The sequence below is a fragment of the Aeromonas sp. 600774 genome (assembly GCF_049175075.1).
Classification (GTDB): domain Bacteria; phylum Pseudomonadota; class Gammaproteobacteria; order Enterobacterales; family Aeromonadaceae; genus Aeromonas; species Aeromonas veronii_A.
In genome coordinates this window covers 231,651-253,254 of the sequence record NZ_JAAKUJ010000003.1, presented here as the reverse complement: position 1 = coordinate 253,254, position 21,604 = coordinate 231,651, and the positions used below count along the sequence as shown (strand labels likewise).

Annotated in this window: 23 protein-coding genes; 10 read left to right on the top strand and 13 right to left on the bottom strand. The window is 59.8% G+C overall.

All coding sequences use genetic code 11. The annotated features are described in order from the left end of the window. Positions 1–45: 45 nt before the first annotated feature. Together G5171_RS05420 and G5171_RS05415 are read right to left on the bottom strand one after the other, a co-directional pair. The gene (locus tag G5171_RS05420; protein ID WP_371178290.1) at positions 46–945 is read right to left on the bottom strand and encodes a chemotaxis protein; all 900 of its coding nucleotides are present in this window, start codon (positions 943–945) and stop codon (positions 46–48) included. A gap of 153 nt (positions 946–1,098) precedes the next feature. Next, positions 1,099–1,758 carry a hypothetical protein gene (locus G5171_RS05415; RefSeq protein ID WP_421250709.1) on the bottom strand — a complete coding sequence of 220 codons (660 nt, stop codon included), beginning with the start codon at positions 1,756–1,758 and terminating at the stop codon, positions 1,099–1,101. Positions 1,759–1,797: 39 nt separating this feature from the next. Between G5171_RS05415 and G5171_RS05410 the strand changes: the two genes are divergently transcribed. Both G5171_RS05410 and slyD read left to right on the top strand, forming a co-directional pair. After that, entirely contained in the window at positions 1,798–2,001 is a 204-nt protein-coding gene (locus G5171_RS05410; protein WP_005335287.1) for a YheV family putative zinc ribbon protein, read from the top strand. A 143-nt stretch (positions 2,002–2,144) separates the two neighbouring features. Then, positions 2,145–2,816, top strand: coding sequence for a peptidylprolyl isomerase (slyD, locus tag G5171_RS05405; protein ID WP_005348264.1), 672 nt, complete (start codon positions 2,145–2,147; stop codon positions 2,814–2,816). A gap of 100 nt (positions 2,817–2,916) precedes the next feature. Here the strand turns inward: slyD and G5171_RS05400 are convergent, their stop codons facing one another. Together G5171_RS05400 and G5171_RS05395 are read right to left on the bottom strand one after the other, a co-directional pair. Continuing rightward, entirely contained in the window at positions 2,917–3,132 is a 216-nt protein-coding gene (locus G5171_RS05400) for a SlyX family protein (protein WP_005335285.1), read from the bottom strand. A gap of 14 nt (positions 3,133–3,146) precedes the next feature. After that, positions 3,147–4,115, bottom strand: coding sequence for a hypothetical protein (locus G5171_RS05395; RefSeq protein WP_021230804.1), 969 nt, complete (start codon positions 4,113–4,115; stop codon positions 3,147–3,149). Positions 4,116–4,233: 118 nt separating this feature from the next. On the opposite strand from G5171_RS05395, the gene fkpA reads away from it, so the two are divergent. Together fkpA and G5171_RS05385 are read left to right on the top strand one after the other, a co-directional pair. Beyond that, a complete protein-coding gene (gene fkpA / locus G5171_RS05390; protein ID WP_421250708.1) occupies positions 4,234–5,037 on the top strand; it encodes an FKBP-type peptidyl-prolyl cis-trans isomerase in 804 nt (267 codons plus the stop codon). A gap of 151 nt (positions 5,038–5,188) precedes the next feature. Continuing rightward, the gene (locus G5171_RS05385) at positions 5,189–6,595 is read left to right on the top strand and encodes a sigma-54-dependent transcriptional regulator (RefSeq protein WP_164537592.1); all 1,407 of its coding nucleotides are present in this window, start codon (positions 5,189–5,191) and stop codon (positions 6,593–6,595) included. 54 nt (positions 6,596–6,649) lie between these two features. On the opposite strand, the gene G5171_RS05380 is transcribed toward G5171_RS05385, so the two are convergent. From G5171_RS05380 to G5171_RS05370, 3 genes are all read right to left on the bottom strand, one after another. Further along, complete coding sequence (locus tag G5171_RS05380; protein ID WP_421250707.1) at positions 6,650–7,519, bottom strand: hypothetical protein; 870 nt, start codon at positions 7,517–7,519, stop codon at positions 6,650–6,652. A 113-nt stretch (positions 7,520–7,632) separates the two neighbouring features. Next, positions 7,633–7,968, bottom strand: coding sequence for a hypothetical protein (locus tag G5171_RS05375; protein WP_107684268.1), 336 nt, complete (start codon positions 7,966–7,968; stop codon positions 7,633–7,635). 143 nt (positions 7,969–8,111) lie between these two features. After that, positions 8,112–8,456, bottom strand: coding sequence for a DUF2956 domain-containing protein (locus G5171_RS05370; RefSeq protein ID WP_193859634.1), 345 nt, complete (start codon positions 8,454–8,456; stop codon positions 8,112–8,114). Between the two features lie 268 nt (positions 8,457–8,724). Between G5171_RS05370 and ushA the strand changes: the two genes are divergently transcribed. Next, positions 8,725–10,449: a bifunctional UDP-sugar hydrolase/5'-nucleotidase UshA gene (gene ushA / locus G5171_RS05365; protein ID WP_335853727.1), complete on the top strand. Its 1,725-nt coding sequence runs from the start codon at positions 8,725–8,727 to the stop codon at positions 10,447–10,449. A 190-nt stretch (positions 10,450–10,639) separates the two neighbouring features. Here ushA and G5171_RS05360 read toward each other — a convergent pair whose 3' ends face one another. After that, positions 10,640–11,500, bottom strand: a complete 861-nt coding sequence (locus tag G5171_RS05360) for a Tim44 domain-containing protein (protein ID WP_110304330.1) — start codon at positions 11,498–11,500, stop codon at positions 10,640–10,642. Positions 11,501–11,863: 363 nt separating this feature from the next. Between G5171_RS05360 and dnaB the strand changes: the two genes are divergently transcribed. The 3 genes from dnaB to G5171_RS05345 all read left to right on the top strand — a co-directional run bounded on the left by dnaB (position 11,864) and on the right by G5171_RS05345 (position 14,950). After that, entirely contained in the window at positions 11,864–13,258 is a 1,395-nt protein-coding gene (dnaB, locus tag G5171_RS05355) for a replicative DNA helicase (RefSeq protein ID WP_026035132.1), read from the top strand. A gap of 199 nt (positions 13,259–13,457) precedes the next feature. Next, on the top strand, positions 13,458–14,531 hold the full coding sequence (gene alr / locus G5171_RS05350; RefSeq protein WP_158114146.1) for an alanine racemase: 1,074 nt from the start codon (positions 13,458–13,460) through the stop codon (positions 14,529–14,531). Further along, on the top strand, positions 14,531–14,950 hold the full coding sequence (locus G5171_RS05345; RefSeq protein WP_124928662.1) for a secondary thiamine-phosphate synthase enzyme YjbQ: 420 nt from the start codon (positions 14,531–14,533) through the stop codon (positions 14,948–14,950). Before alr ends, G5171_RS05345 begins: the two co-directional genes overlap by 1 nt. A 123-nt stretch (positions 14,951–15,073) precedes the next feature. Here the strand turns inward: G5171_RS05345 and pepE are convergent, their stop codons facing one another. From pepE to G5171_RS05320, 5 genes are all read right to left on the bottom strand, one after another. Beyond that, positions 15,074–15,799 (bottom strand): dipeptidase PepE, encoded by a 726-nt coding sequence (pepE, locus tag G5171_RS05340; RefSeq protein WP_421259933.1) that lies wholly within the window; start codon positions 15,797–15,799, stop codon positions 15,074–15,076. Between the two features lie 233 nt (positions 15,800–16,032). Then, positions 16,033–17,403, bottom strand: coding sequence for an endonuclease/exonuclease/phosphatase family protein (locus tag G5171_RS05335; protein WP_421259932.1), 1,371 nt, complete (start codon positions 17,401–17,403; stop codon positions 16,033–16,035). Between the two features lie 230 nt (positions 17,404–17,633). Next, positions 17,634–18,446: a heme ABC transporter ATP-binding protein gene (locus G5171_RS05330; RefSeq protein WP_421259931.1), complete on the bottom strand. Its 813-nt coding sequence runs from the start codon at positions 18,444–18,446 to the stop codon at positions 17,634–17,636. An 11-nt stretch (positions 18,447–18,457) separates the two neighbouring features. Next, positions 18,458–19,489 carry a FecCD family ABC transporter permease gene (locus G5171_RS05325; protein WP_199259014.1) on the bottom strand — a complete coding sequence of 344 codons (1,032 nt, stop codon included), beginning with the start codon at positions 19,487–19,489 and terminating at the stop codon, positions 18,458–18,460. Beyond that, positions 19,486–20,337 (bottom strand): heme/hemin ABC transporter substrate-binding protein, encoded by an 852-nt coding sequence (locus G5171_RS05320; protein WP_042080088.1) that lies wholly within the window; start codon positions 20,335–20,337, stop codon positions 19,486–19,488. The genes G5171_RS05325 and G5171_RS05320 overlap by 4 nt, the downstream gene beginning before the upstream one ends. A 170-nt stretch (positions 20,338–20,507) precedes the next feature. Here G5171_RS05320 and hutX point away from each other — a divergent pair, with 170 nt between their 5' ends. After that, positions 20,508–21,020 carry a heme utilization cystosolic carrier protein HutX gene (gene hutX / locus G5171_RS05315; RefSeq protein WP_005362516.1) on the top strand — a complete coding sequence of 171 codons (513 nt, stop codon included), beginning with the start codon at positions 20,508–20,510 and terminating at the stop codon, positions 21,018–21,020. After that, positions 21,017–21,574 (top strand): heme utilization protein HutZ, encoded by a 558-nt coding sequence (hutZ, locus tag G5171_RS05310; protein WP_005335257.1) that lies wholly within the window; start codon positions 21,017–21,019, stop codon positions 21,572–21,574. The genes hutX and hutZ overlap by 4 nt, the downstream gene beginning before the upstream one ends. The last annotated feature ends 30 nt before the right edge of the window (positions 21,575–21,604 follow it).

Sequence of the window (21,604 nt, the reverse complement as noted above, 5' to 3'; positions counted from 1 at the left end):
GAAGATAAGGAGGACGGGAGGAGTGACCTCCCGCCAGTCATTGGTTTATTTCAGCAGGCGATCGTGATGTTCGGCGCCGCGCAGCATGGCCTGGATCAGCTCGTTGGCCTCGAACTTGGTCAGCGCCTCATGGGCCCCCACCTGATGTGCACGCTCCACACTGATCTCGCTGGAGAGCGAGGTGTGGAGGATGATGTAGGCTCCCGCCAGTTTGCTGTCGCTCTGCACTTCGAAGGCCAGCTCGTAGCCATCAAGCCCCGGCATCTCGATATCGCTCACCAGAATGTCGATAGGGGTCTTCTGGCTGGCCCGTTGCTGCATCAGGGTCAGTGCATCCTTGCCATTGGTACAGACCTCATAAGGAATATTGATGTAGTCCAGCGCTGCCATCAGCTGACGGCGGGCAACCGAGGAGTCATCAACCAGCAGGATCCGCATCGGCTTGATCCGCTCCCGCTGCACATCGGTCAGTACCGGATAGAGGTGGCTCGGATCGTCCGGATAGACCCGGGAGAGGATCAGCTCCACGTCCAGCAACTGGATCAGCTGGTCATTGACCCGGGTTACACCGGTTACGAACACATTGTGGCCGAGGGCGGCGGGAGGTGATTCGATATCGCGCCAGTTGCACTCGGTGATCTTGTCGATACCCCGTACCAGAAAGCCCACCAGGGTGCGGCGGCAGTCGGTGATGATGATGAAGCAGTGCGGCATCTCCTCCTTGCTGATGGGGCGATAACCCACCGCCATTGCCATGTCGATCACCGGAATGGTGGAACCGCGCATGTTGGCGGCCCCCAACACGGTCGGATGCGAGTGTGGCATGGCGGTCAGCTGGGTGTAAGGGACTATCTCCTTCACCTTGAGAGTACCGATGGCAAAGGATTGCTGGGCCGAAAGGTGAAACAGCAACATGCCTTGGGATTGATTGGCTTTGCTCGTCATGGCAGATGTCCTGTTGGTCGAAACGTTGGCAGTCACTTCAGGTCTCTAGCATAAAGGATTACGGTGGGGATGGCCCTTCCTTGTTAACGATCATCTGGCAAAAAACTGGACTCGTTCAGCCGATTTATTTGGCGCATTCACACCGGCGTCCGGTTATTGATCACCATCTTCGCCAAATCCCCACTGCTGGCAGGCAGCTTGCAATGAGGCCTCATCGGCATAACCCAGCTTGCTGGCCACCTGCGCGGGTTTGCTGCCGCCCTTGAGCAATCTGAGCGCCTGTAGAAGTTGCCACTGTTGTTGCAATTTACTCCCTTCCATCGGCGCATCGGCTTGTTGTGCCCACTGTTGCAGAGACTCCGGCTGGCCATTGGCCAGCGCTTGCCAGCAAGCTTGCAGCTCACCATAACCCTGCTGGCTGATGGCGCACTGTTGCAGCTCATCCAGGATCACCTGCAGTCGCTGACCGTAGGCCCCTTGCCACTCTTTCGGACGTTGCCACCGGGCTAGCGAGTCGAGCAGGGCATCGAGCAGCGGGGTCGTCTGCAGCCAGCCTGCCTGCTGCGGCTGAGCCACGCGCAAAGAGACATTCAGCTGATCGTACTCGCAACCGCTGAGGGGGCTGAAGGCGGCGAGGGCATCGGCGCAGAGCCAGAAGCTGCTGCCTGCCGGCAGCAATAGCTCATGTTGGCCCAGTCTCAGCAGCGCGGCGCCCCGGGTGATCCGCAACAGCTGCCCGACCGGAGTTCGTTTGCGGTTGCCGGCGTGCAGGCCCTGGCAGGAAAAATGGTGATACTCGATGGCGTGATGCATGTAAAAACCCTGATATGATGCTGCCTGGAGGTAACAAATATGGAAACCAGACGTAAAAAGCGCTTCATTGCCGGTGCAGTCTGCCCGGCGTGCGGCAAGTTGGACAACATGATGCTGTATCTGGAGCATGGAGTCGAGAAGGTGACCTGCGTCGCCTGTGGCGATACCCAGGTACAAACGCCTGCCGAGGTCGACAAGCAGACTCGCGAGGCGGAAGAGGTGATCGGGGTGTTTCGCCCCTGATAAGGGAACGGCGGGTGGAATGAGGGTCTCCTTGCTGACGCTGTTGCCGTTTTTTTCGTCACTCAGTGGCGCCGCACGGCATATGCGCGGCCCGCTTTTTAGGGTATTCTGAGCCCGTTTTTTTCTATCCGCAGGATCCTGACATGAAAGTAGCTCCTCTGAGCGTGGTTACGCTGGAATACACAGTCACCGACGAGCACGGTGAAGTCATCGACAGCACTGTCGGCAAAGAGCCGCTGGTCTATCTGCACGGCACCCGTTACCTGGTCTCAGGCCTGGAAGCCGAGCTGGAAGGTCGCGCGGTAGGTGAAGCCTTCGAAGTGACTCTGGCACCGAGCCAGGCCTACGGCGAATATGACGAGACACTGGTACAAGAAGTACCGGGCGAGCTGTTCGATGGCATGGAAGTCTCCGAAGGGGATACTTTTGTGGCTGAAACCGACGATGGCCACCGTCCGGTGACCGTGGTTGAAGTGTCCGAAGAGTTCGTCAAAGTGGATGGCAACCATCCGCTGGCTGGTGTGACTCTGGGCTTCAAGGTCGAGATCAAGGACGTGCGTGCTGCCACTGCCGAAGAGCTGGCTCACGGCCACGTTCACGGTGCCGGTGGTTGCGGTCACGATCACGGTCATGACCACGATCACGGCGGCTGCTGTGGTGGTCATGGTCACGACCATGATGAGGATCACGGCCAGGGCGGTTGCTGCGGCGGTGCTGGCCACGGTCACGATCATGGCCACGACCACGGTGATGACCATGGTCACGGCGGTTGCTGCGGTGGTGGCGGTTGTGGTGGCAAGGGTCATCACCACTAATCACGGCCAGGCCGATGATAAAAAACCCGCGATAATCGCGGGTTTTTTATTGGCTGACAGTGGTGCCAAGCCATGTCGCCAGACCAGAGATAGCGCCGGTTCAGTAGTGCGGCGGAGGGGTCTCTTCGGCCATGCTGGCAATCTGGCTGGGTTGTACGCTTTGCAGTTTGTCGATCAGCAGCTGGATCTGGTATTTGAGTCGATCGAGTTCACGGCCCTGGGTGGTTACCTCGTCGTTGAGCTGCTCTATGGTGTACTCCGCATAGGCGAGACGGGTTTCCAGGGTTTCGATGCGATCGTTAAGTTGCTGACTCATGGGCCTTCGGGTCCTTACTTGATTGTCCAGATTTCGGCCAGACCACTGGAGCTGGCACTGACAAGGTGGCTATTGTCGCGCAAAGCGACGCCGTAGACCACTGCGCTGGGCGGTTTCACCTTGGGTTGCGGCGAGACGCGCCAGCTCTGCAGCAGGGCACCATCGCTCACTTGCCACAGGGAGAGCTGACGGGAAGGGGCGCCGGTGATGAGCCACTTGCCATCGTTGGCAAAGCGGGCGCTGGTGTAGACCTCGAAGCGGTGATCATATTGCAGCTGACTCACCTCCTTGCCGGTTTTCAGATCCCAGATGCTGGCCCGGCTGCTGTCGGCGGTGAAGGCGTAGCGGCCGCTCGGCTCCAGTCTGGCCATGATCACCCGGCCACCATGGTTGAACCGCCAGATCACCTGCCCGCTACGGGTATCCCACAGATAGGCGCTGTAGTCGTTGCCGCCAGTCAGGGCGTAGCGACCGTTGGCGGAGAGATCCACCGTATTGACCTGTTCGGTGTGCCCCAGAAACTGCAGGCGACGACCGCTTCGGGTATCGAGCCACTCGGCCTTGCCATCTTCCCGACCTATCAGCACATAACGACCGTCGGCAGAGAGCGCGATGTCCCTCAGCCTGGATTCAGGAAGTGAGTAGTAGCCTTGTGATTGCCCGTCGTTCAGCCGCCAGGTAGCAAAGGTGTCTGGGGTGGCGGTGACGGCATGGCTGTTGCCTTCGGAAAAGCGGGTAATGAATACCAGATCATCCGCCGAGTCGGATTGCTTCCAGCGCCAGCGTTGACGGTTCTGTTCCAGATCCCAGACGATGATGCCCTGGCTGATGCTGGAGACGATGGCCTGCTTGCCATCACTGGAGAGATCTGCGGTCAGCAGACCCGTGCTGGCGAGGGTCATTTGCTGGTTGGGTTGGGAGCTCTGCTCGCAACCGGTGAGCATTAAACAGAGGCTCACCAGATAAATGGCACTTTTTATCATTTTTGCGGTCTCACGCTTTTGTTACCTGCGATCACGGCGTTAGTATAAGGCGCTTATCACGATAAACCTCTCATTTCACGATGGAACCGAGAGCGGTATTTGGAGTTTGGAGAAACTGATGAACAAATTTCTGAAGGTGTCCCTGTTGGCGGCGGCCGTTGCCGTCGGTCTGACTGCTTGCCAAAAAGACGAGAAGCCTGCTGCGGCCAATACCGCCGAAGTGAAGGCAGAAGCCAGCAAGCCGGCAGAGGCGACCAAGGCTGAAGCCAAGAGCTTTGAAGAGCAATCTGGCTACGCAATTGGCCTCTCCATGGGTCGTTACATCGCCAATACCCTGGAGCGTCAGCAGGAACTGGGCATCAAACTGGACAACACCGTGATCCTGAAAGGGGTGACTGACGGTCTGGGCAAAGAAGCCAAGATGACTGATGAAGAGATCCAGAAGGTACTGCAGGATTACGACGCCAAGATCAACGAGCTGACCAAGGCCAAGGCCGAGAAAGACGCCGTTGAGAATCTGAAGAAGGGCGAAGAGTTCCTGGCTGCCAACGCCAAGAAAGAGGGTGTGAAGAGCACTGAATCCGGCCTGCAGTACGTGGTCGAGAAGATGGGCACTGGCGCCAAGCCGAAATCTACCGACATCGTCAAGGTTCACTACACCGGTACCCTGACCGACGGCACCAAGTTCGACAGCTCCGTCGATCGCGGCGAGCCGGCTACCTTCCCGCTCAACCAGGTTATCCCGGGTTGGACCGAAGGTGTTCAGCTGATGCCGGTTGGCTCCAAGTTCAAGTTCTTCCTGCCGTCCAAGCTGGCCTATGGCGAGCACGGTGCAGGCTCCATCCCGGCGAATGCCGTGCTGGTGTTTGACGTTGAGCTGCTGGCTATCGAGAAGCCGACTGCTGACGACGCCAAGAAGTAATCCCTTCTTGTAGTTAAAAACGGCTCCTTAAGGAGCCGTTTTTACTTGTGTATTCCCTGCAATCGCGGGATAACAGAGCTGTCTTGGCGTTGGGTTTGCGCGCGAAAATAAGGCAAAATAGATCGCAGAATCAAAAACAAGGATGAGTCCAGTGGCTGAAAATAAATCGCGTGTCCTGCTGGTGGAAGATACCCGTAGTCTGGCGGTGGTCTATGAACAGTACCTGCGCCAGGAGGGGTATGAGGTGGTTCAGGCCGACTGTGGTCAGCAAGCGTTGGCGCAGTTGCTGGCAAGTCCTCCCCCCGTGGTGCTGCTGGATCTGGAGCTGCCGGATATGTCCGGTATGGATATTCTGCAAATGATCACCGAACAGCAGTTGCCTTGCTCGGTGGTGGTGATCACCGCCCACGGCTCGGTGGATGTGGCGGTGGAGGCGATGCGCCTCGGAGCCTTCGATTTTCTGACCAAGCCGTTTGACAGCAAGCGACTCTGCGCCACCGTTCGCAATGCCTTGAAACACCAGCAGTTGAGCTCGCTGGTTGCCCACTATCGGGAGAACTTCGAGCGCAGCTCCTTCTTCGGCTTTATCGGTGCCTCCATGTCGATGCAGGCGGTCTATCGCATCATCGAAAGTGCGGCGCCCAGCAAGGCGACCGTCTTTATCACGGGCGAGAGCGGCACCGGCAAAGAGGTGTGTGCCGAGGCGATTCACCAGTGCAGTCCCCGCAGCGAACAGCCCTTTATTGCCCTTAACTGCGCCGCCATTCCCCACGATTTGATGGAGAGCGAGATCTTCGGTCATGTGAAGGGCTCTTTTACCGGCGCCCAGGGGGATCGCAAGGGGGCGGCCAGTCTGGCCGATGGCGGAACCCTGTTTCTCGACGAGATCTGCGAGATGGACCTGGATCTGCAGAGCAAGCTGCTGCGCTTCATCCAGACCGGCACAGTGCAGCGAGTCGGCAGCGGCAAGCTCGAGACGGTGGATGTGCGTTTTATCTGCGCCACCAACCGGGATCCGCTGGTGGAGGTGAAAGCAGGCCGTTTTCGCGAGGATCTCTACTATCGGCTCCACGTCATTCCCCTCACCCTGCCGCCGCTGCGGGAGCGGGGTGAGGATATCCTGCTGCTGGCGCGTACCCTGTTGCAGAGCTACGCCAAGGAGGAGAACAAACGCTTCAAGGATTTTGATGTCGAGGCGGCGCGAGTGCTGCTCGACTACCCCTGGCCTGGCAACGTACGCGAGCTGCAGAACGTGGTGCGCAATATCGTGGTGCTCAATGACAAGGAGCTGGTGAGCCCGGATATTCTGCCGCCACCGCTCAATGGGGTTCGCCCCCAGCTGCCGGCTGCGATTGCGGCAGCGGTGGCATCGGCTCCGGCCGCCACCGGGGTTGCCAACGGGCCAATTCGTCCGCTCTGGCTGGTGGAAAAAGAGGTGATCGAACAGGCCATCGCCAGCTGTGACGGCAATATTCCCAAGGCGGCGGCCCTGCTCGAGATCAGCCCCTCTACCATTTACCGTAAAAAGCAGGGGTGGGAGGAGTCCAATCGGGCCTGAACCATCTTGCCAGCAGAAAGGGCGGCTAGTGTGCCGCCCTTGCTATTTTGGGGATCAGAGTTTGGCGAGGCGCTTGAGGCGGGCCAGTCGCTCCCCCTCGTTGGCGCTGAACCAGCGGTCTTGCGACAACAGAAACCAGGCACGGGAGAAGTATTCCGCGGCCAGCGGATCGTCGAGTACCAAGGCATTCTCCCCCAGCTCCTCGAACAGATAACCATCCTCAGGTTCGCCTGCCTCGGCCATATCGGCCTTGAGCTGGTGCAGCTCTGCCAGTGCCTGCTGGTGCTGACCCTGGGCCCGGGTCAGGCGAGCCAGACTCCAGCGAGCGATAAACGCCTTGGCCGGCTGGTTATGCTGCAGATGCCAGGCCAGGCACTTCTGTTGCTGGATTTTCGCCTCATCAAAGCGGCCCAATTCGAACAGGGTCCAGCCCTGATTGTTGTAAAGGGGGGCAAGCCAGCCACGCACCTTCTCGTCACTGCTGCGTTCCGCCAGCTCCATCGCCAGTTGATGCCAGCGGCTCTGCTCTTCCAGTGGTGCGGCGATGGCGATCATGTGAGCGGCGTCGATGGCGAGATAGGTTTCTTTCTCCTTGAGCCCCCATTGCCAGGCTTGTTCAAACAGCGGTTTGGCACTGGCTTTGTCGCCCGCCGAGTTAAAGGTGCGGCCTCGTTCCAGCAGGGCCCTGATCCGCGCTCTGGGGGTTTGATCGGTGAGGCGGGGCTCTATCTCGTCGAGCAGCTGATGGGCTTCGGCAAACTGGCGCTGCAGCGAGTGGGTGCGGGCAATTTGGGTCAGCAACTCCAGTTCGAGTTGCAGGTCGGCGGCGGCACGCGCTTCGGGAAGAAGGGTGTGAAAACGCAGGGCGCTGGCGGCGGGATCCTGATAATCCCACAGCGCCATGAAATCGGGCGGATTGTCCATCTGGCCTCCTTGCTGGTTATCCTGTTACCAAGATGCCTGCAGGCCATTGTTTGTACAAGGGGCGCCCGTCACAGAGCGCCCCTTGCATCATGCTAACTGCTGTGGCCGGTTGGTCAGTAGACCATGGCCAGGCTCATCAGCATCAGACCGAGGGCGGCAAAGGCCCCCTCTTTGATGGCGAGCCGTGGCACCAGCGCCTTGGGCAGGGCCGGAAACAGGCTCAGGGCAAAGCCAAGGCCCGGCATCAACCAGTGGAATGCCGGATCGCGCAGGGCGGGATTGGCGGCTCCATTGATGATGATCAGCAAAATAAACAGGGTGAAGGCGGGGAGGATAAACCAGCGTACCCCACCGGCGGCGACCGCCCGCAGCGGCGAAATGCGATAGAGCAGCATGGTCACAAGGAACAGTACAAAAGGGGCCAGCAGATAGAGCGGAGCGGGGTTCATAACATCTTTCCTGAAAACTGATCGTCAAAAAACAGGGAGTCCGGTGCAAGAGGCGCGGGATTTAATCACTCTTCGCAGGTAATCACCAGCAGCCCGGGCCCGGGCTGTGAAGAGGATCCCGGATAAAGGTTTGCTAGCGCATCTTAGTGCAACCAGAACCAGGCTGCTGCAAATCCCAGCCAGCTCACCACCAGCAAGATCCAGGGCAGGGGATGCTGATGGCTTACTTCAATCACTTCAAGCTGATCGTCTTGCTCTTCGGTTTGTGGCGCGCCCTGTGGCTGCCTGGCTTTGGCCTGCATTTTTTTCTGGCGGCTCGCTTCGCGGGCTCGCGCCTTCATCTGTTTCTTGTATTCGTCGATGCCTTTCTGGATCCCTTGCGCGATAAGCTGGGTCTGTTCCTTGGTCTGCCCCGGCTTCTGGTTGGCACGGGCAATTTTCATCGCCTCCTGCTGGGTCTCGGGGGAAATCTTGTCGTACTTGGCCATCAAATCATCTCCTCGGGCATGGCTGGCTGGGGAGTATGCCACAAAGGCGCGTCCGGGTGGCGCCTCCTTGGTGCGGGAGGGGAGCAAGTGAGTGACTGCTCAACAAAAAACCTGATAAATCAGCAGGAAGCCGGATGTTGGGCCGAAGATCACAATTAGCAGAATTTGTGAGTCATCGATGAAAAACGGTCATCTGTTGTTTGTTATATTGGCGCCCGACCCGCTGGACAGGGTTGATAAATAACAAAACAATCAAGGTGATATGGAAATGAATAATAACTTTATCAAAGGCGGCGTGGCTCTGGCCGTGCTTGCTGCACTGACTGGCTGTAATACCTCGAGCAATGACACCGTTGCACCCTGCACCGAAAATGTCTGCAAACTGACCATCCTGCACACCAACGATACCCACGGCCGTTTCTGGCACAACGCTGAAAATGAGTACGGTATGGCTGCCCAGAAGACTCTGGTCGAGCAGCTGCGTGCCGATGCCAAGGCTGCTGGCAGTGACGTACTGGTTCTTTCCGGTGGTGATGTAAATACCGGGGTGCCGGAGTCCGATCTGCAGGATGCCGAGCCTGACTTCATGGCGATGAACAACATTCGCTACGATGCCATGGCAGTGGGCAACCATGAATTCGACAACCCCCTCAGCGTACTGGAGAAGCAGCGCAAGTGGGCCCAGTTCCCCATGCTCTCGGCCAACATCTATGACAAGGCCAGCGGTAAGCACTACTTTGACCCCTACAAGGTGTTCAAGCTGGAGAGCGGTCTCAAGGTCGCCGTACTGGGTCTGACCACTGAGGATACCGCCCAGCTGGTTGATCCCAACAACGTGCAGACCCTGGAGTTCCGCGATCCGACCAGCGAGGCGGCCAAACTGGGCCAGCAGATCCGCAGTAACAAGGAAGCCAATCTGGTCTTCGCCATCACTCACATGGGCCATTACGAGAATGGTCAGCACGGCAGCAATGCGCCGGGCGATGTAGAGATGGCTCGTGCACTGCCGGCAGGGACTCTGGATGCCATCATTGGTGGCCACTCCCAGAATCCGGTCTGTATGGAACCGGGTACCACCAACAAGTACGCCAATTTCAAACCGGGTGATAACTGCCAACCGGATCAGCAAAACGGCACCTGGATCATGCAGGCCCACGAGTGGGGCAAGTATGTGGGCCGTGCCCAGTTTGAGTACCAGAATGGCAAGTTGACCCTGACCAGCTATGACCTGATCCCGGTCAACCTGATCAAGCGCAACGCCAAGGGCGAGGCGATCGATGCCAACGGCGCCGTAACCAAGGATCCGGCCAAGATGCAGTTCGTACAGGACGAGATCACCAAGGATCCCGAGCTGTATAACACCCTGCTGGGTTATCAGGAGAAAGGTCAGCAAGAGCTGAATGTCGTCATTGGCTCGGCAGATGGCTTGCTGGTTGGTGATCGCAACTCGGTTCGCAACAAGCAGACCAACCTGGGTCGCCTCATCACCACGGCGACCAGCAGCAAGCTGGGTGTCGACTTTGGTATCGTCAACTCTGGCGGCGTCCGTGACAGCATCCCGGCCGGTGATATCACCTACCGCAGCGTGCTGCTGGTACACCCGTTTGGCAACACGGTCAACAAGGCTGTCATGAAGGGAAGCGATCTGGCGACCTATCTGGGCCAGGTGGCAAGCAAGACTCGCAATACCGGTGGTTATGCCCAGTTTGGCGGTATCAACATGGCGGTGGATTGCCAAGCCAAGAGCGTCAATATCACCAGTATCGGTGGCAAGGCGTTTGATCCGGCAGCAACCTACAGCTTCGCGATCCCGAGCTTCAGCGCCTCCGGTGGTGACGGCTATCCGAAGATCGATACCATCAACGCTGGGTTGGTGGATGCTGCCGTGCTGAAGGAGTACATCGAGATCAAGAAGACCATCAACGTGGCCGATTATCAGCCAGGCAATGAGGTGAGCTATCTGAACTCAACGTCTACCGAAGGGTGTAACTGATTCGTCAGCGGGGCGCATAGCCCCAGATGTGATCCGAAAGGGCAGCCGGTGGCTGCCCTTTGTCGTTGTTTGGGTGGCGGTTACAACTCTTCAATCATCAATGACGATAGCCATCGCCTGTATGAGGTGAGGGGATGAAATGAAAAGAGGCAGCCCGTGGGCCGCCTCTTGCGTAGTGACAATCTAAACCTTACAGCTGTTCGATACCGACGATATGCCAGGGGGCATTGTTCTTGGCCAGATCGCGCTCGAGGTGCCACACCTCTTTAATGTCTTCCTCGACCTGCTCCTGACGGTCCATGTAGCGGCCGCTGAAGCGCACGCTTACCTGAGCCCAGTCGCTGCCGTAGTCGGCGCGTACCAGCTGGGTATCGACGTACATCACTTCGGTGTGCTGGTCGCCAGTCAGTTCGGCGCGCTCGGCTTTGAGCTGTTCAAACAGCTCGGGGCTGACGTACTCGCGCACCTTTTCCAGATCGTTCTTGTTCCACGCCTCTTGCAGGGTGCGATAGTGATCGCGGGCACCGGCCAGGAAGCTGTTCATGTCAAAGCCTGGCGGCAGGCGGAACGGCACATCGCTGTCGGCAAAGCCGGTGGCTTGCGGTGCGCTGTTGCTCTGCTCAAACTGCTGCGGGGCCGTGGATTGCGGTGGCTGATAGCCCGCATAGGCCGCCTGTTGTGGCTGTGGCGTCGCGACCTTGCCCTTGCGCAGGGTACGGATCAGGAAGACGGCACCCAGCGCCAGCAGGGCGATCAGCAGGAAGTCCATTCCTTGCAGACCTTCAAAGGCACCGCTGCCCAGCAGGTAGGCAAACAGGCCGCCAGCCAGCAGGCCGCCCAGCAGGCCACCCATCATGCCGCTCTTTTTCGGCGGCGTCTGGGCATTCAGTGTCGGATTCTTGTTGTCGACCGGTTTGGCCGCAGGCTGGGCCGGCGCAGTTTTGTAACTTTTACCAAAGGATTTGCCGCCGCCAAATTTCTTGGCTTCGGCGTGAGGTGCCCCCAGGCCAATGGCCAGGATCACGGCAAACAGGGTCAGCATCTTTTTCATTTTGACTCTTTTCACTCTCGTCTGTGGGTGGGGCATGCTCCGCTTTGGCAAGCTCAGCAAGGCGCATGGCAGGCTGCCTGTCCCTAATTGTGTCGCAGCTTGTATTCATCAATATCACCTCTGGCATGAATTATTCATGAACGAGGTAGCCGCGATGCGGCGTCAAACAAGAGGAGTAAACCGGATGAAAAGCAGAAGATTGAGTCGCAAGGAGCGCAAAATGCGAAGCAAAATCAAAATGGTCAAGGTAGAGCAGACTCTGGTTTGGCCCTTTATGATGGTATGAGCCGCCAGATAGGGCTCGCCGTAGTTGGCTTTCTTTTGTAAAATTCCCGTCCCCTTCCCGCTGCGGTTTTTATGTGTATGGCAGAGCAAGTGACGGCGAAAAAAGACGCCAAGACACAACAGCTGAAAGTTCCTCCCCACTCTTTTGAGGCCGAACAGTCCGTACTGGGCGGCCTGATGCTGGATAATGATGCCTGGGATCGGGTTGCCGAACGGGTGATCGATCAGGATTTCTACAGCCGTCCGCACCGGTTGATCTTCCAGGCCATGACCCGCCTCTCCAACGCGGGCAACCCCATTGACCTCATCACCCTGCAGGAGGAGCTGGAACGCTCCGAACAGTTGGAAGAGGCGGGTGGCTTCGCCTATCTGGTGGAGATCGCCAAGAACACCCCGAGTGCCGCCAACATCAACGCCTACGCCGAAATCGTGCGCGAGCGGGCGGTGGTGCGGGAGATGATCTCGGTCGCCAACGAGATAGTCGAAGCGGGCTATGAGCCACAGGGCCGCACCTCCGGCGATCTGCTCGACCTGGCCGAGAGCAAGGTATTCAAAATTGCCGAGCAGCGCACCAGCGCCAACGAGGGGCCTCAGCCCCTGAAGCTGATCCTCGAGCAGACTGTCGACAAGATTGAAGAGCTGTTCAAGACCCCCCACAACGGGGTGACCGGGGTATCGAGCGGTTACAACGATCTCGACAAGATGACCGCCGGTTTGCAGCGTTCGGACTTGATCATCGTGGCGGCCCGTCCCTCCATGGGCAAGACCACCTTTGCCATGAATCTGTGCGAGCATGCGGCCCTCACTGCCGACAAGCCGGTGCTTATCTTCTCGCTGGAGATGCCCTCCGAGCAGATCATCATGCGTATGCTCGCCTCGGTCGGTCGCATCGATCAGACCAAGGTACGTACCGGTCAGCTCGATGACGAGGATTGGGCGCGCCTCTCCTCCACCATGGGATTGCTGCTGGAGAAGGGCAAGATGTATATCGATGACGCCTCCGGCCTCACTCCGACCGATGTGCGCTCCCGTGCCCGTCGGGTGGCACGCGAGCACGGTGGCCTATCCATGATCATGGTGGACTACCTGCAGCTGATGCGGGTGCCGGCGCTCTCTGACAACCGTACCCTGGAGATCGGCGAGATATCCCGCTCCCTCAAGGCGCTGGCGAAAGAGCTGCAGTGCCCGGTGGTGGCGCTCTCCCAGCTGAACCGAAGCCTGGAACAGCGGGCCGACAAGCGCCCGGTCAACTCGGACCTTCGTGAATCGGGCTCCATCGAGCAGGATGCGGATTTGATCATGTTTATCTATCGTGATGAGGTTTATCACGATGACAGCCCGGACAAGGGGATTGCCGAGATTATCATCGGCAAGCAGCGTAACGGCCCTATCGGAAGAGTGCGTCTCACCTTCCAGGGTCAGTTCTCCCGGTTTGACAACTATGCCGGTCCGGCGTTTGATGACGATTATTGATAAGTAACAATCATGGCAATCCAGTGGTCAGGATTGCCACCACCGCTCTGACCCGCTTGCCATTCGCTGCAAAGCAGCCCGTCAGAGCCTGTTTTCCCGGTTCGACAATTATGCCGGTCCGGCCTTCGACGACGATAAGTGAGTGGCGGTCTTCGGCCCGATGAGGGGGAGACCATTTGTGCCCTCGTAAGGGAAAACCATGAAAGCGGCTACTGCCCAAATCAATACTGCGGCCTTGCGCCACAACCTCGCCGTGGTCAAGCGCCACGCCCCCGCTTGCAAGATCATCGCTGTGGTCAAGGCTAACGCCTATGGCCACGGACTGCTGCCGGTCGCCCGCACCCTGGTGGATGCGGATGCCTACGCGGTGGCCCGTATCGAAGAGGCGCTGATGCTGCGCTCCTGCGCCGTGGTCAAGCCCATCGTGCTGCTGGAGGGCTTCTTCTCCGCCGATGATCTGCCGGTGCTGGCGGCCAACAACCTGCAGACGGCGGTTCACACCTGGGAGCAGCTCGAAGCGCTGGAGCAGGTCGAGCTGCCAGCGCCCGTGGTGGCCTGGCTCAAGCTCGACACCGGCATGCACCGCCTCGGGGTGCGTGCCGACGAGATGCCCGCCTTTATCGAACGACTCGGCAAGTGCAAGAACGTGGTGCAGCCGTTCAACATCATGACTCACTTCAGCCGATCCGATGAGCTGGAGCAGCCCACTACCCGCGAGCAGATTGACCTCTTCAGCCGTCTCACGGCACCGCTGGCGGGCGAGCGTGCCATGGCCAACTCGGCGGGCATTCTGGCCTGGCCGGACTCCCACTGCGACTGGGTGCGCCCCGGCGTCATCCTCTATGGCGTGTCGCCCTTCCCCAACACGGTGGCGGCCGATTACGACCTGCAGCCGGTGATGACCTTGAAGACCCAGCTGATTGCGGTGCGGGATCACAAGGCGGGCGAGCCGGTGGGCTATGGCGCCAACTGGGTGTCAGATCGCGATACTCGCCTTGGCGTGATCGCCATCGGCTACGGTGACGGCTATCCACGCATGGCCCCCAACGGCACTTCCGTGCTGGTCAACGGCCGCATCGTGCCGCTGGTGGGGCGTGTCTCCATGGATATGAGCACGGTCGATCTGGGGCCGGGCGCAACCGACAAGGCCGGTGACGAGGCGGTGCTATGGGGCGAGGGGCTGCCGGTAGAGCGGGTGGCCGACGAGATTGGCACCATCCCCTACGAGCTCATCACCAAACTCACCTCCCGCGTCTTTATGGAGTACGTCTGATGTGGCAGCAGTGCCTGCTGACTCTTAAGCCCCGTTCGAGGGGCTTTCATCTGGTGACGGACGAGCTGGTGGCCAAGCTGCCGATGCTGGCGGATTACCGGATTGGCATGGCGCACCTGCTGCTGCAACACACCTCCGCCTCGCTCACCCTCAACGAGAATTGCGATCCGAGTGTGCGCAGCGATATGGAGGCCCATCTGCATCGGCTGGCGCCGGAAGATGCCCCTTACTATCGCCACACCTATGAGGGGCCGGATGACATGCCCGCCCACATCAAATCCTCCCTGCTCGGGGTGAGCCTGCAACTGCCAGTTCGCGATGGTCAGTTGGCGCTCGGCACCTGGCAGGGGATCTGGCTTGGCGAGCATCGCATCGATGGTGGCGCCCGCAAGGTGCTGGTGACCCTGCAGGGTGAGTAAGCAGGCTGCAACCAGCTGAAAGATGACGATAAAAAAGAGGGATGGCATTGAGCCATCCCTCTTTTTTCGTTTTTGCGGTTTCGCGAGCTATCCGCCTGCCAGTGGTGAAGAGCTCTTCGTGGTTTAGCCGATCTTGAAGGGGGTCAGCTCGGCCAGCGGGGCGGCGACCATAAAGGCTTGCGGCTCCTGGCCATGTTTGAAGATCTTGAAGCCCTGCTCGCGGGCACTCCAGTACTCCAGACGCTCGCCACTTACCTGCAGCAGGCTCGCTTCGCGCAGAGCCACCACATATTCACTCGGGTTGATGGCGCAGAACTCGGCCAGACGCTCGTCGCGGGTCTCGCCCATGTGGCCGCTGATGCTGGCATCCAGATAGTGCGGGTTGATCTGCAGCGGGAACAGGCCCAGCGCGGGCAGCACGGCGGCGTTGCAGACCGGCATGTCGTTGGTGGTGCGGATGCTCGGGGTCGCCACGTTGCAACCGGCGCTCCAGCCCACATAGGGGACACCCCGCTCGCGCACGGCACGCTGGATCGGCACGATCAGGCTGTTTTCATGCAGCATCTGGTTGAGGCGCCAGGTGTTGCCGCCGCTGATAAAGATGGCGTCCGCCTGATTGATGGCATCAACCGGATCATCGAAGTGGTGGATGCTGATGGCATCGACTCCCAGACTCTCCTGCAGCTCGTTGGCGCGGGCATCCCAGTCGCTGCGGATCACCGCGTAGGGGATCAGCAGGATGCGCTTGACCTGTTTGCGAGTCAGCAGGCTTTGAACCCGGTCGCGGGCCCAGCCGAGCAGACCCGGAAATTCGTTGGCTTTACCGTTGCTAAGCAGAAGCAGTTCCATCAAATCGTTCCTCAAAAAGTGAAAGCGGAGGAGGGAGGGCCACCGGATCCGCCGTGCGGCCGGGTGGCAAGAGGAGGCATGCTACCACCATTGGCGCGGCGGTTCTGTGATCGCGAGGTCCATTCAACTGCTATGGATGAGTAACTCAATTCCAAACGGTGGATTAATGAACCGTGGTCAACTTGTCACCCATCGCCAATAAAAGACCCCGCCGCAGCGGGGTCATGGCAGAGTTAGTCGAGTTTGAGATCGACCCACACCATGCGGTGATCTGAACTGACTCCCTTGGCGATGCCGAGTTTCGCATCATAGACCAGGTGGTAACCGGCCTCGAAGCTGGCCGGCCAGTAGACACCACTTTTCACTGCGTTGAGGTTGGCTGAGGGGATGACGTGATCCAGCTGCAGCACGCTGCTATTGGTGATCCGCTCCGGGTTGGGGCGATTGAGGTTGCGTTTGCAGTCGGTCCCCTTGCTGACACACTCCGGGCCCCCTTCGCTGACCGGGATCAGGGTGCCATTGGTGATGGCCTGATTCATCAGCGGGTTGTTTAGCAAATCCTGAATGGCGGTCAGGTCGCCGTCACCGGTGAGCGGATCGGCGTTGAGATCGCCGGCGATGACGAACTTGGCGTTTTTGGCAAGCCCACCCTTGGAGCCCTTGTCATCGGTCATGTAGTCGAGACCCTTGACGTAATCATTCCAGAAGGCGATCTCGGCGCGGTTGTGCTTGACGGTGTGACGCGCCGCGTTGGCAAAGATTGGCGGGGTCGGGTGGGAGATCAGGAAGTGGATCACCTCTTCACCCTTCTCGGTCTTGATGCGTACCGGCACATCGGCGTGGTTCTTGGAGGAGAGCGGGTACTGCTGCCACACCTCATCTGAATACCAGGCATCGCCGCATTCACGATATGGGTTTTTGACCCCGTTCTTGTCGAACAGCTTGTTGCAGTCATCGATGATGGGGTTCTTCTCGCCCGGCATATCCTTCCACTTGAAGTGCTGGAAGGTACGTATCTGCTTGGTGTCGATAGGATATTGGGACATCACCGCAAAGGCGTACTGGCCGTGGTAGTTGCCAAAGCCCCAGGCATCGTCGGGGCCGCTGTTGACCTTGCCATCCAGATTGAGGTCATAACCGCTCATCAGGCCGGTGTTGGTGGCGAAATTCTGCATCACCGGATAGCTGATGGCCGTCACCTCTGCGTGCTGGGCGTGGGCCAGATAGTTGTCGTTGAAGGCTTTCAGATCGGCGGTGCTCTCGCCTTTGCCGTCGTTGTCGAACTCGTTGAGCAGGAACACATCCGGGCGGGTGCGCTGGATGATCTCCGCCACGTTGCGGATCTGCTGCACGTTCTTGGCTTTGGTTTCCGTGGCGCCGCTCAGGCTCCCTTCGGCGAGGCGGGCCAGCAGGGCATCCTGCTCGGTGCGAGTCAGCGCCAGCTCACCGGTCAGCATACCGGCGGCAGTGCGGTCAAAAGAGAGGTTGAAGGTGGCAAAACGAACCATGGGATCAGCTGCCTTTGAGTCGTTGTCGCTGTTGCAGCCAGCCAGCATCCCGAGGGAGATGGCGGCAGCCAGTAGGGTCTTGTTGATATTCTTCATTGTAATTATTCCGTAGCATCAATGAGTTATGCCTTCTGTGAGGCGGCGCCATTATAAGTAGACGGCGATGCTGCGGGGATTTTGCCTGAGCAAAGTGTGAGGATATTCACACCACATATCTGGCGATGATGAATGTTAGCAGGGCGATATGGGGTGTGAAAAACCGGTTTATACGCTGCAGTTTCCGGGATGAATGGCGCGCTTCCTGCCGTTACCGCACTCTGAATTTGTCACACCACCATCGGCAGGCCGCTCTCGGGGTGGTGGATCACCTGTGCCGGATAGTCATAGAGACGGGCGATCAGCTCAGGGGTGAGCACCTCGGCAGGCGTGCCATCGGCCATCAGCTTGCCCCGCTCCAGCATCACCAGCCGATCGGCATAGCGCGCCGCCAGATTGAGGTCGTGCAGCACCACCAGCACTGCAGTATTGCGGCTGGCGAGGGCACGCGCCATGGTGAGCAGCTGGTGCTGGTATTTCAGATCCAGCGCCGAAGTAGGCTCGTCGAGCAGCAGCAAGCGGGGTTGCTCGGTCTGCTCGGTCGGAGAGGGAGCCTGCCAAATCTGCGCCAGCACCCGGGCAAACTGCACCCGCTGCCGCTCGCCGCCGGAGAGCCCGGGATAGAGCCGCTTGGCCAGATGCTCGACCCCGGCATGGGTCATGGCCGCAGCCACAATCTCGTCGCGCCGCGCTGCCGGTTCACTGTGGGGCAAGCGCCCCATGGCGACCACTTCCTCGCAGAGAAAGGGGAAGTTGAGGGAGGAGCTTTGCGGCAATACCCCGAGCCGGTGGGCAAGCTGGCTGCTGTCCCACTGCTGGCGATCTGCGCCAAACAGGGTGATGGAACCCTCATATTCCAGCTCGCCGGTCAGGCACTTGAGCAGCGAGCTTTTGCCCGCCCCGTTGGGGCCGAGCAACGCGGTGAGGGTGCCGCTCTCGAGACTAAGATCGAGCCCATCCAGGATCTGGCGCTGGCCACGGCGCAGGCTGAGTCGGCTGCAGTTCAACAGGGGGGCGGAGAGTGAGGATGAGAGTGGTTGCATAACAGTCCGTATCACAGGGTGCGGCGGCCTTTTACCAGCAGCCAGATGAAGAAGGGGGCGCCGAGCAGAGCGGTGATGATGCCCACCGGCAGCTCGGCCGGGGCCTGCAGGGTGCGTGCCAGCATATCGGCTGCCAGCAGCAGGGCGGCGCCAAGCAGGGCCGAGAGTGGCAGCAACCTGACATGGTTGGGGCCCGCCAGCAGGCGCACCAGATGGGGCACTACCAGCCCGACGAAGCCGATCATCCCCGATACCGCCACCGCCACCCCGACGCCCGCGGCGGTGAGCAGAATCAGGCGACGTTTGAGGGATTGCACATTGACCCCCAGATGACGGGCCTCTCCTTCACCCAGCAGCAGGGCGTTGAGGGGATTGGCATCTCGCATAAAGAGCCACAGCAGGGCCGCCAGGGTGAGCAGGGCCAGCGCCACATCGGCCGGTTTGCCTGCTGCCAGCGTTCCCATCTGCCACAGGCTCAGGTTGCGCAGCATCTGATCGTCCGCCAGATAGGTGAGCAGGCCGATCACTGCACCGGAGAGCGCCGTGATGGCGACCCCGGCCAGCAGCATGACGGTGACCGAGGTGCCTCCCTCACGGGTGCCGAGCAGATAGACCAGGGTGGTGGTGAGCGCGCCGCCGAGAAAGGCGAGCAGCGGCAGCAGACCAACCCCGATGGTGGCTTGCAGCTGCTGGCCGAGGGGGGCCAGCAGCACGATGGCGAGCGCCGCACCGAGCGCCGCACCGCCGGAGACACCTATGATGCCGGGGTCAGCCAGGGGGTTGCGAAACAGCCCCTGCATCACGGCGCCACAGAGCCCGAGGATCCCCCCCACGGCGATGCAGAGCAGGGTACGAGGCAGGCGAATTTCCTGCACGATCAGCAGCTTGTGTGACTCAATCCCGCTCTCCTGCCCGGCAAACAGCGCCCGCAGACTCTCGCCCAGGGTGAGAGTCATGGGGCCGGTTGCCAGCGAACCGAGCAGCAACAGTGCCAGTGCGGCCGTGGTGAAGGCCAGCAGCCAGGAGAGGGGTAACCGCATCATGACCCCTGCTTGATCCACTGGGCGATCTGGTTCGCCTGTTGCAGGGAGTTGAGGCTCAGGCCCCCTTGCAGGGCGTGGCCATCGATGGCGTGAATGGCGTTACGCTTGCCAGCCGGGGTGGCGGCCAGGGCGGGCACTTCTGCCAGCACCTTGGCCGGGTCGGCATATTGCTGCCAGTCACGACCGCTGACCAGTACCAGATCGGGCTGCATCTCGATGAGGGATTCTGCGGATACCGGCTTGTAGTTGCGCAACTCGGCGACCGGATTGATGCCGCCCGCCAGCGAGATCAGCGCGCTGGCGGTGGTGTCACCCCCGGCGATGCTGGTGGGTTGCCCCTTGTGCAGCAGCAGGAAGGCGACCTTGAGCGGTTTGTTCTGTTTGGCTTGCGCCGCCAGCTGATCGGTCTGAGCCTGGATCTCTGCCTTCAGGCGATCGCCAGCGGCTTTGTCGCCCAGCAGGCTGGAGAGGGTGTCGATACGCTGGTTGAGGTTAGCGAGGGTTGGCGCGGTATCCAGCACTTCCACCTTGACCCCGGCACGGCGCAGCTGATCCAGGGTCGGGGCCGGGCCCATCTCGTCGCTGCCCACCAGTCGGGTGGGGGATAGGCTCAGGATCCCTTCGGCGGCCAGTGCTCGGTGATAACCCACCTTGGGCAACCCTTTTGGCAAGGGGCTGCTGACATCGGTGGCGATCAGGCTCGATTCACCGCCAAGGGCCAGAATGAGTTCTGTGGTGGCCGGGCCGATACTGACGATACGCTCTTTCTGTCCGTCTGCGGCAACGGCAGAGAAGGGGGAGAGTGAACTGCAGAGCAGGGTGATGGCGAGGGCAAGACGACGGCCCATGCTAACCTCCGAAGGGGTGAATGAAACGGGTGTGCCGTCGAGAATATCAAGGCTTTGGAAAAAATGCACTGATAATGATAGCAATTATCAATTGCATTGATTCCGGTGCTTTATTAGAGTAGCCGCCATGATAAACAGCGGGACAAGATGGTCCCGCAGAGGGAGAAAACATGAGCATTGCACAACGCATTCACGCGCTGCTGGAGCAGGATCCCGGCGCTCATCCGTCCACCCTTGCGGCCCAGCTTGCCATCAGCGAATGGGAGGTGGTTCGCCATCTGCCCGCCGAGCTGGTGACCCTGCTACCCGCCGATCGCGCCCAAGGTCTGCTGGAAGATCTGGCCGACTGGGGCCCGGTGACCACCATCGTCGAATCAGAAGGATCCATCTTCGAGGTAAAAGCCCCCTTCCCGAAAGGCAAGGACGCACGCGGCTACTACAACCTGATGGGCCGCGACGGTGAGCTGCATGGTCACCTCAAGCTCGACAACGTGGCGGGGATTGCGCTGGTCAGCAAGCTGTTCATGGGCAAGGAGGGGCACTCCTTCCAGTTCTTCGGTCACTCCGGCCGCTGCATTTTCAAGGTCTATCTGGGTCGCGACGAGAAACGCCAGCTGCTGGCCGATCAGGTCACCCGTTTTATGGCGCTGCGCCACAACTCTCAAGAGGAAGTCAAAGCATGAGTGAACGTCAGGAGCGTCTGCAGAACCGCCTGCAACCGGAGATCCGCGAGTTTCGCGACAGCTGCCGTACCCTGCAGCTCGCCACCGTCGATGGCGAAGGCAATCCCAACGCCAGCTATGCCCCGTTCGTGCTGCAGGAAGATGGCTACTATGTGCTGATCTCCGAGATCGCTCGCCACGCCCGCAACCTGCAACAGGTGCCGCGGGTATCCCTGATGCTGATCGAGGATGAGAGCGGTGCCCGCGAGCTGTTTGCCCGCAAGCGCCTGACCTTCGATGCGGTGGCTGAAGTGGTAGCCCGTGACGACGCTCGCTGGAGCAAGGCGGTCGCGGCGCTGGAGGGGCGTTTTGGCGAGATCATCAAGGGTCTCTCCAACCTCAAGGATTTCAAACTGTTCCGCCTCAAGCCGGAGCAGGGGCTGTTCGTCAAGGGCTTCGGCCAGGCGTTCGCGGTCTCCGGTGACGAGCTGGTGGATTTTGTCCATCTGGTGGAGGGGCACAAGCGCATCGACAACGGTGCCGAGCTCACCAGCCCGGCCGATGCGCCGGTCTGAGGATCCCTGTCGACCACGACAGCCGTCATA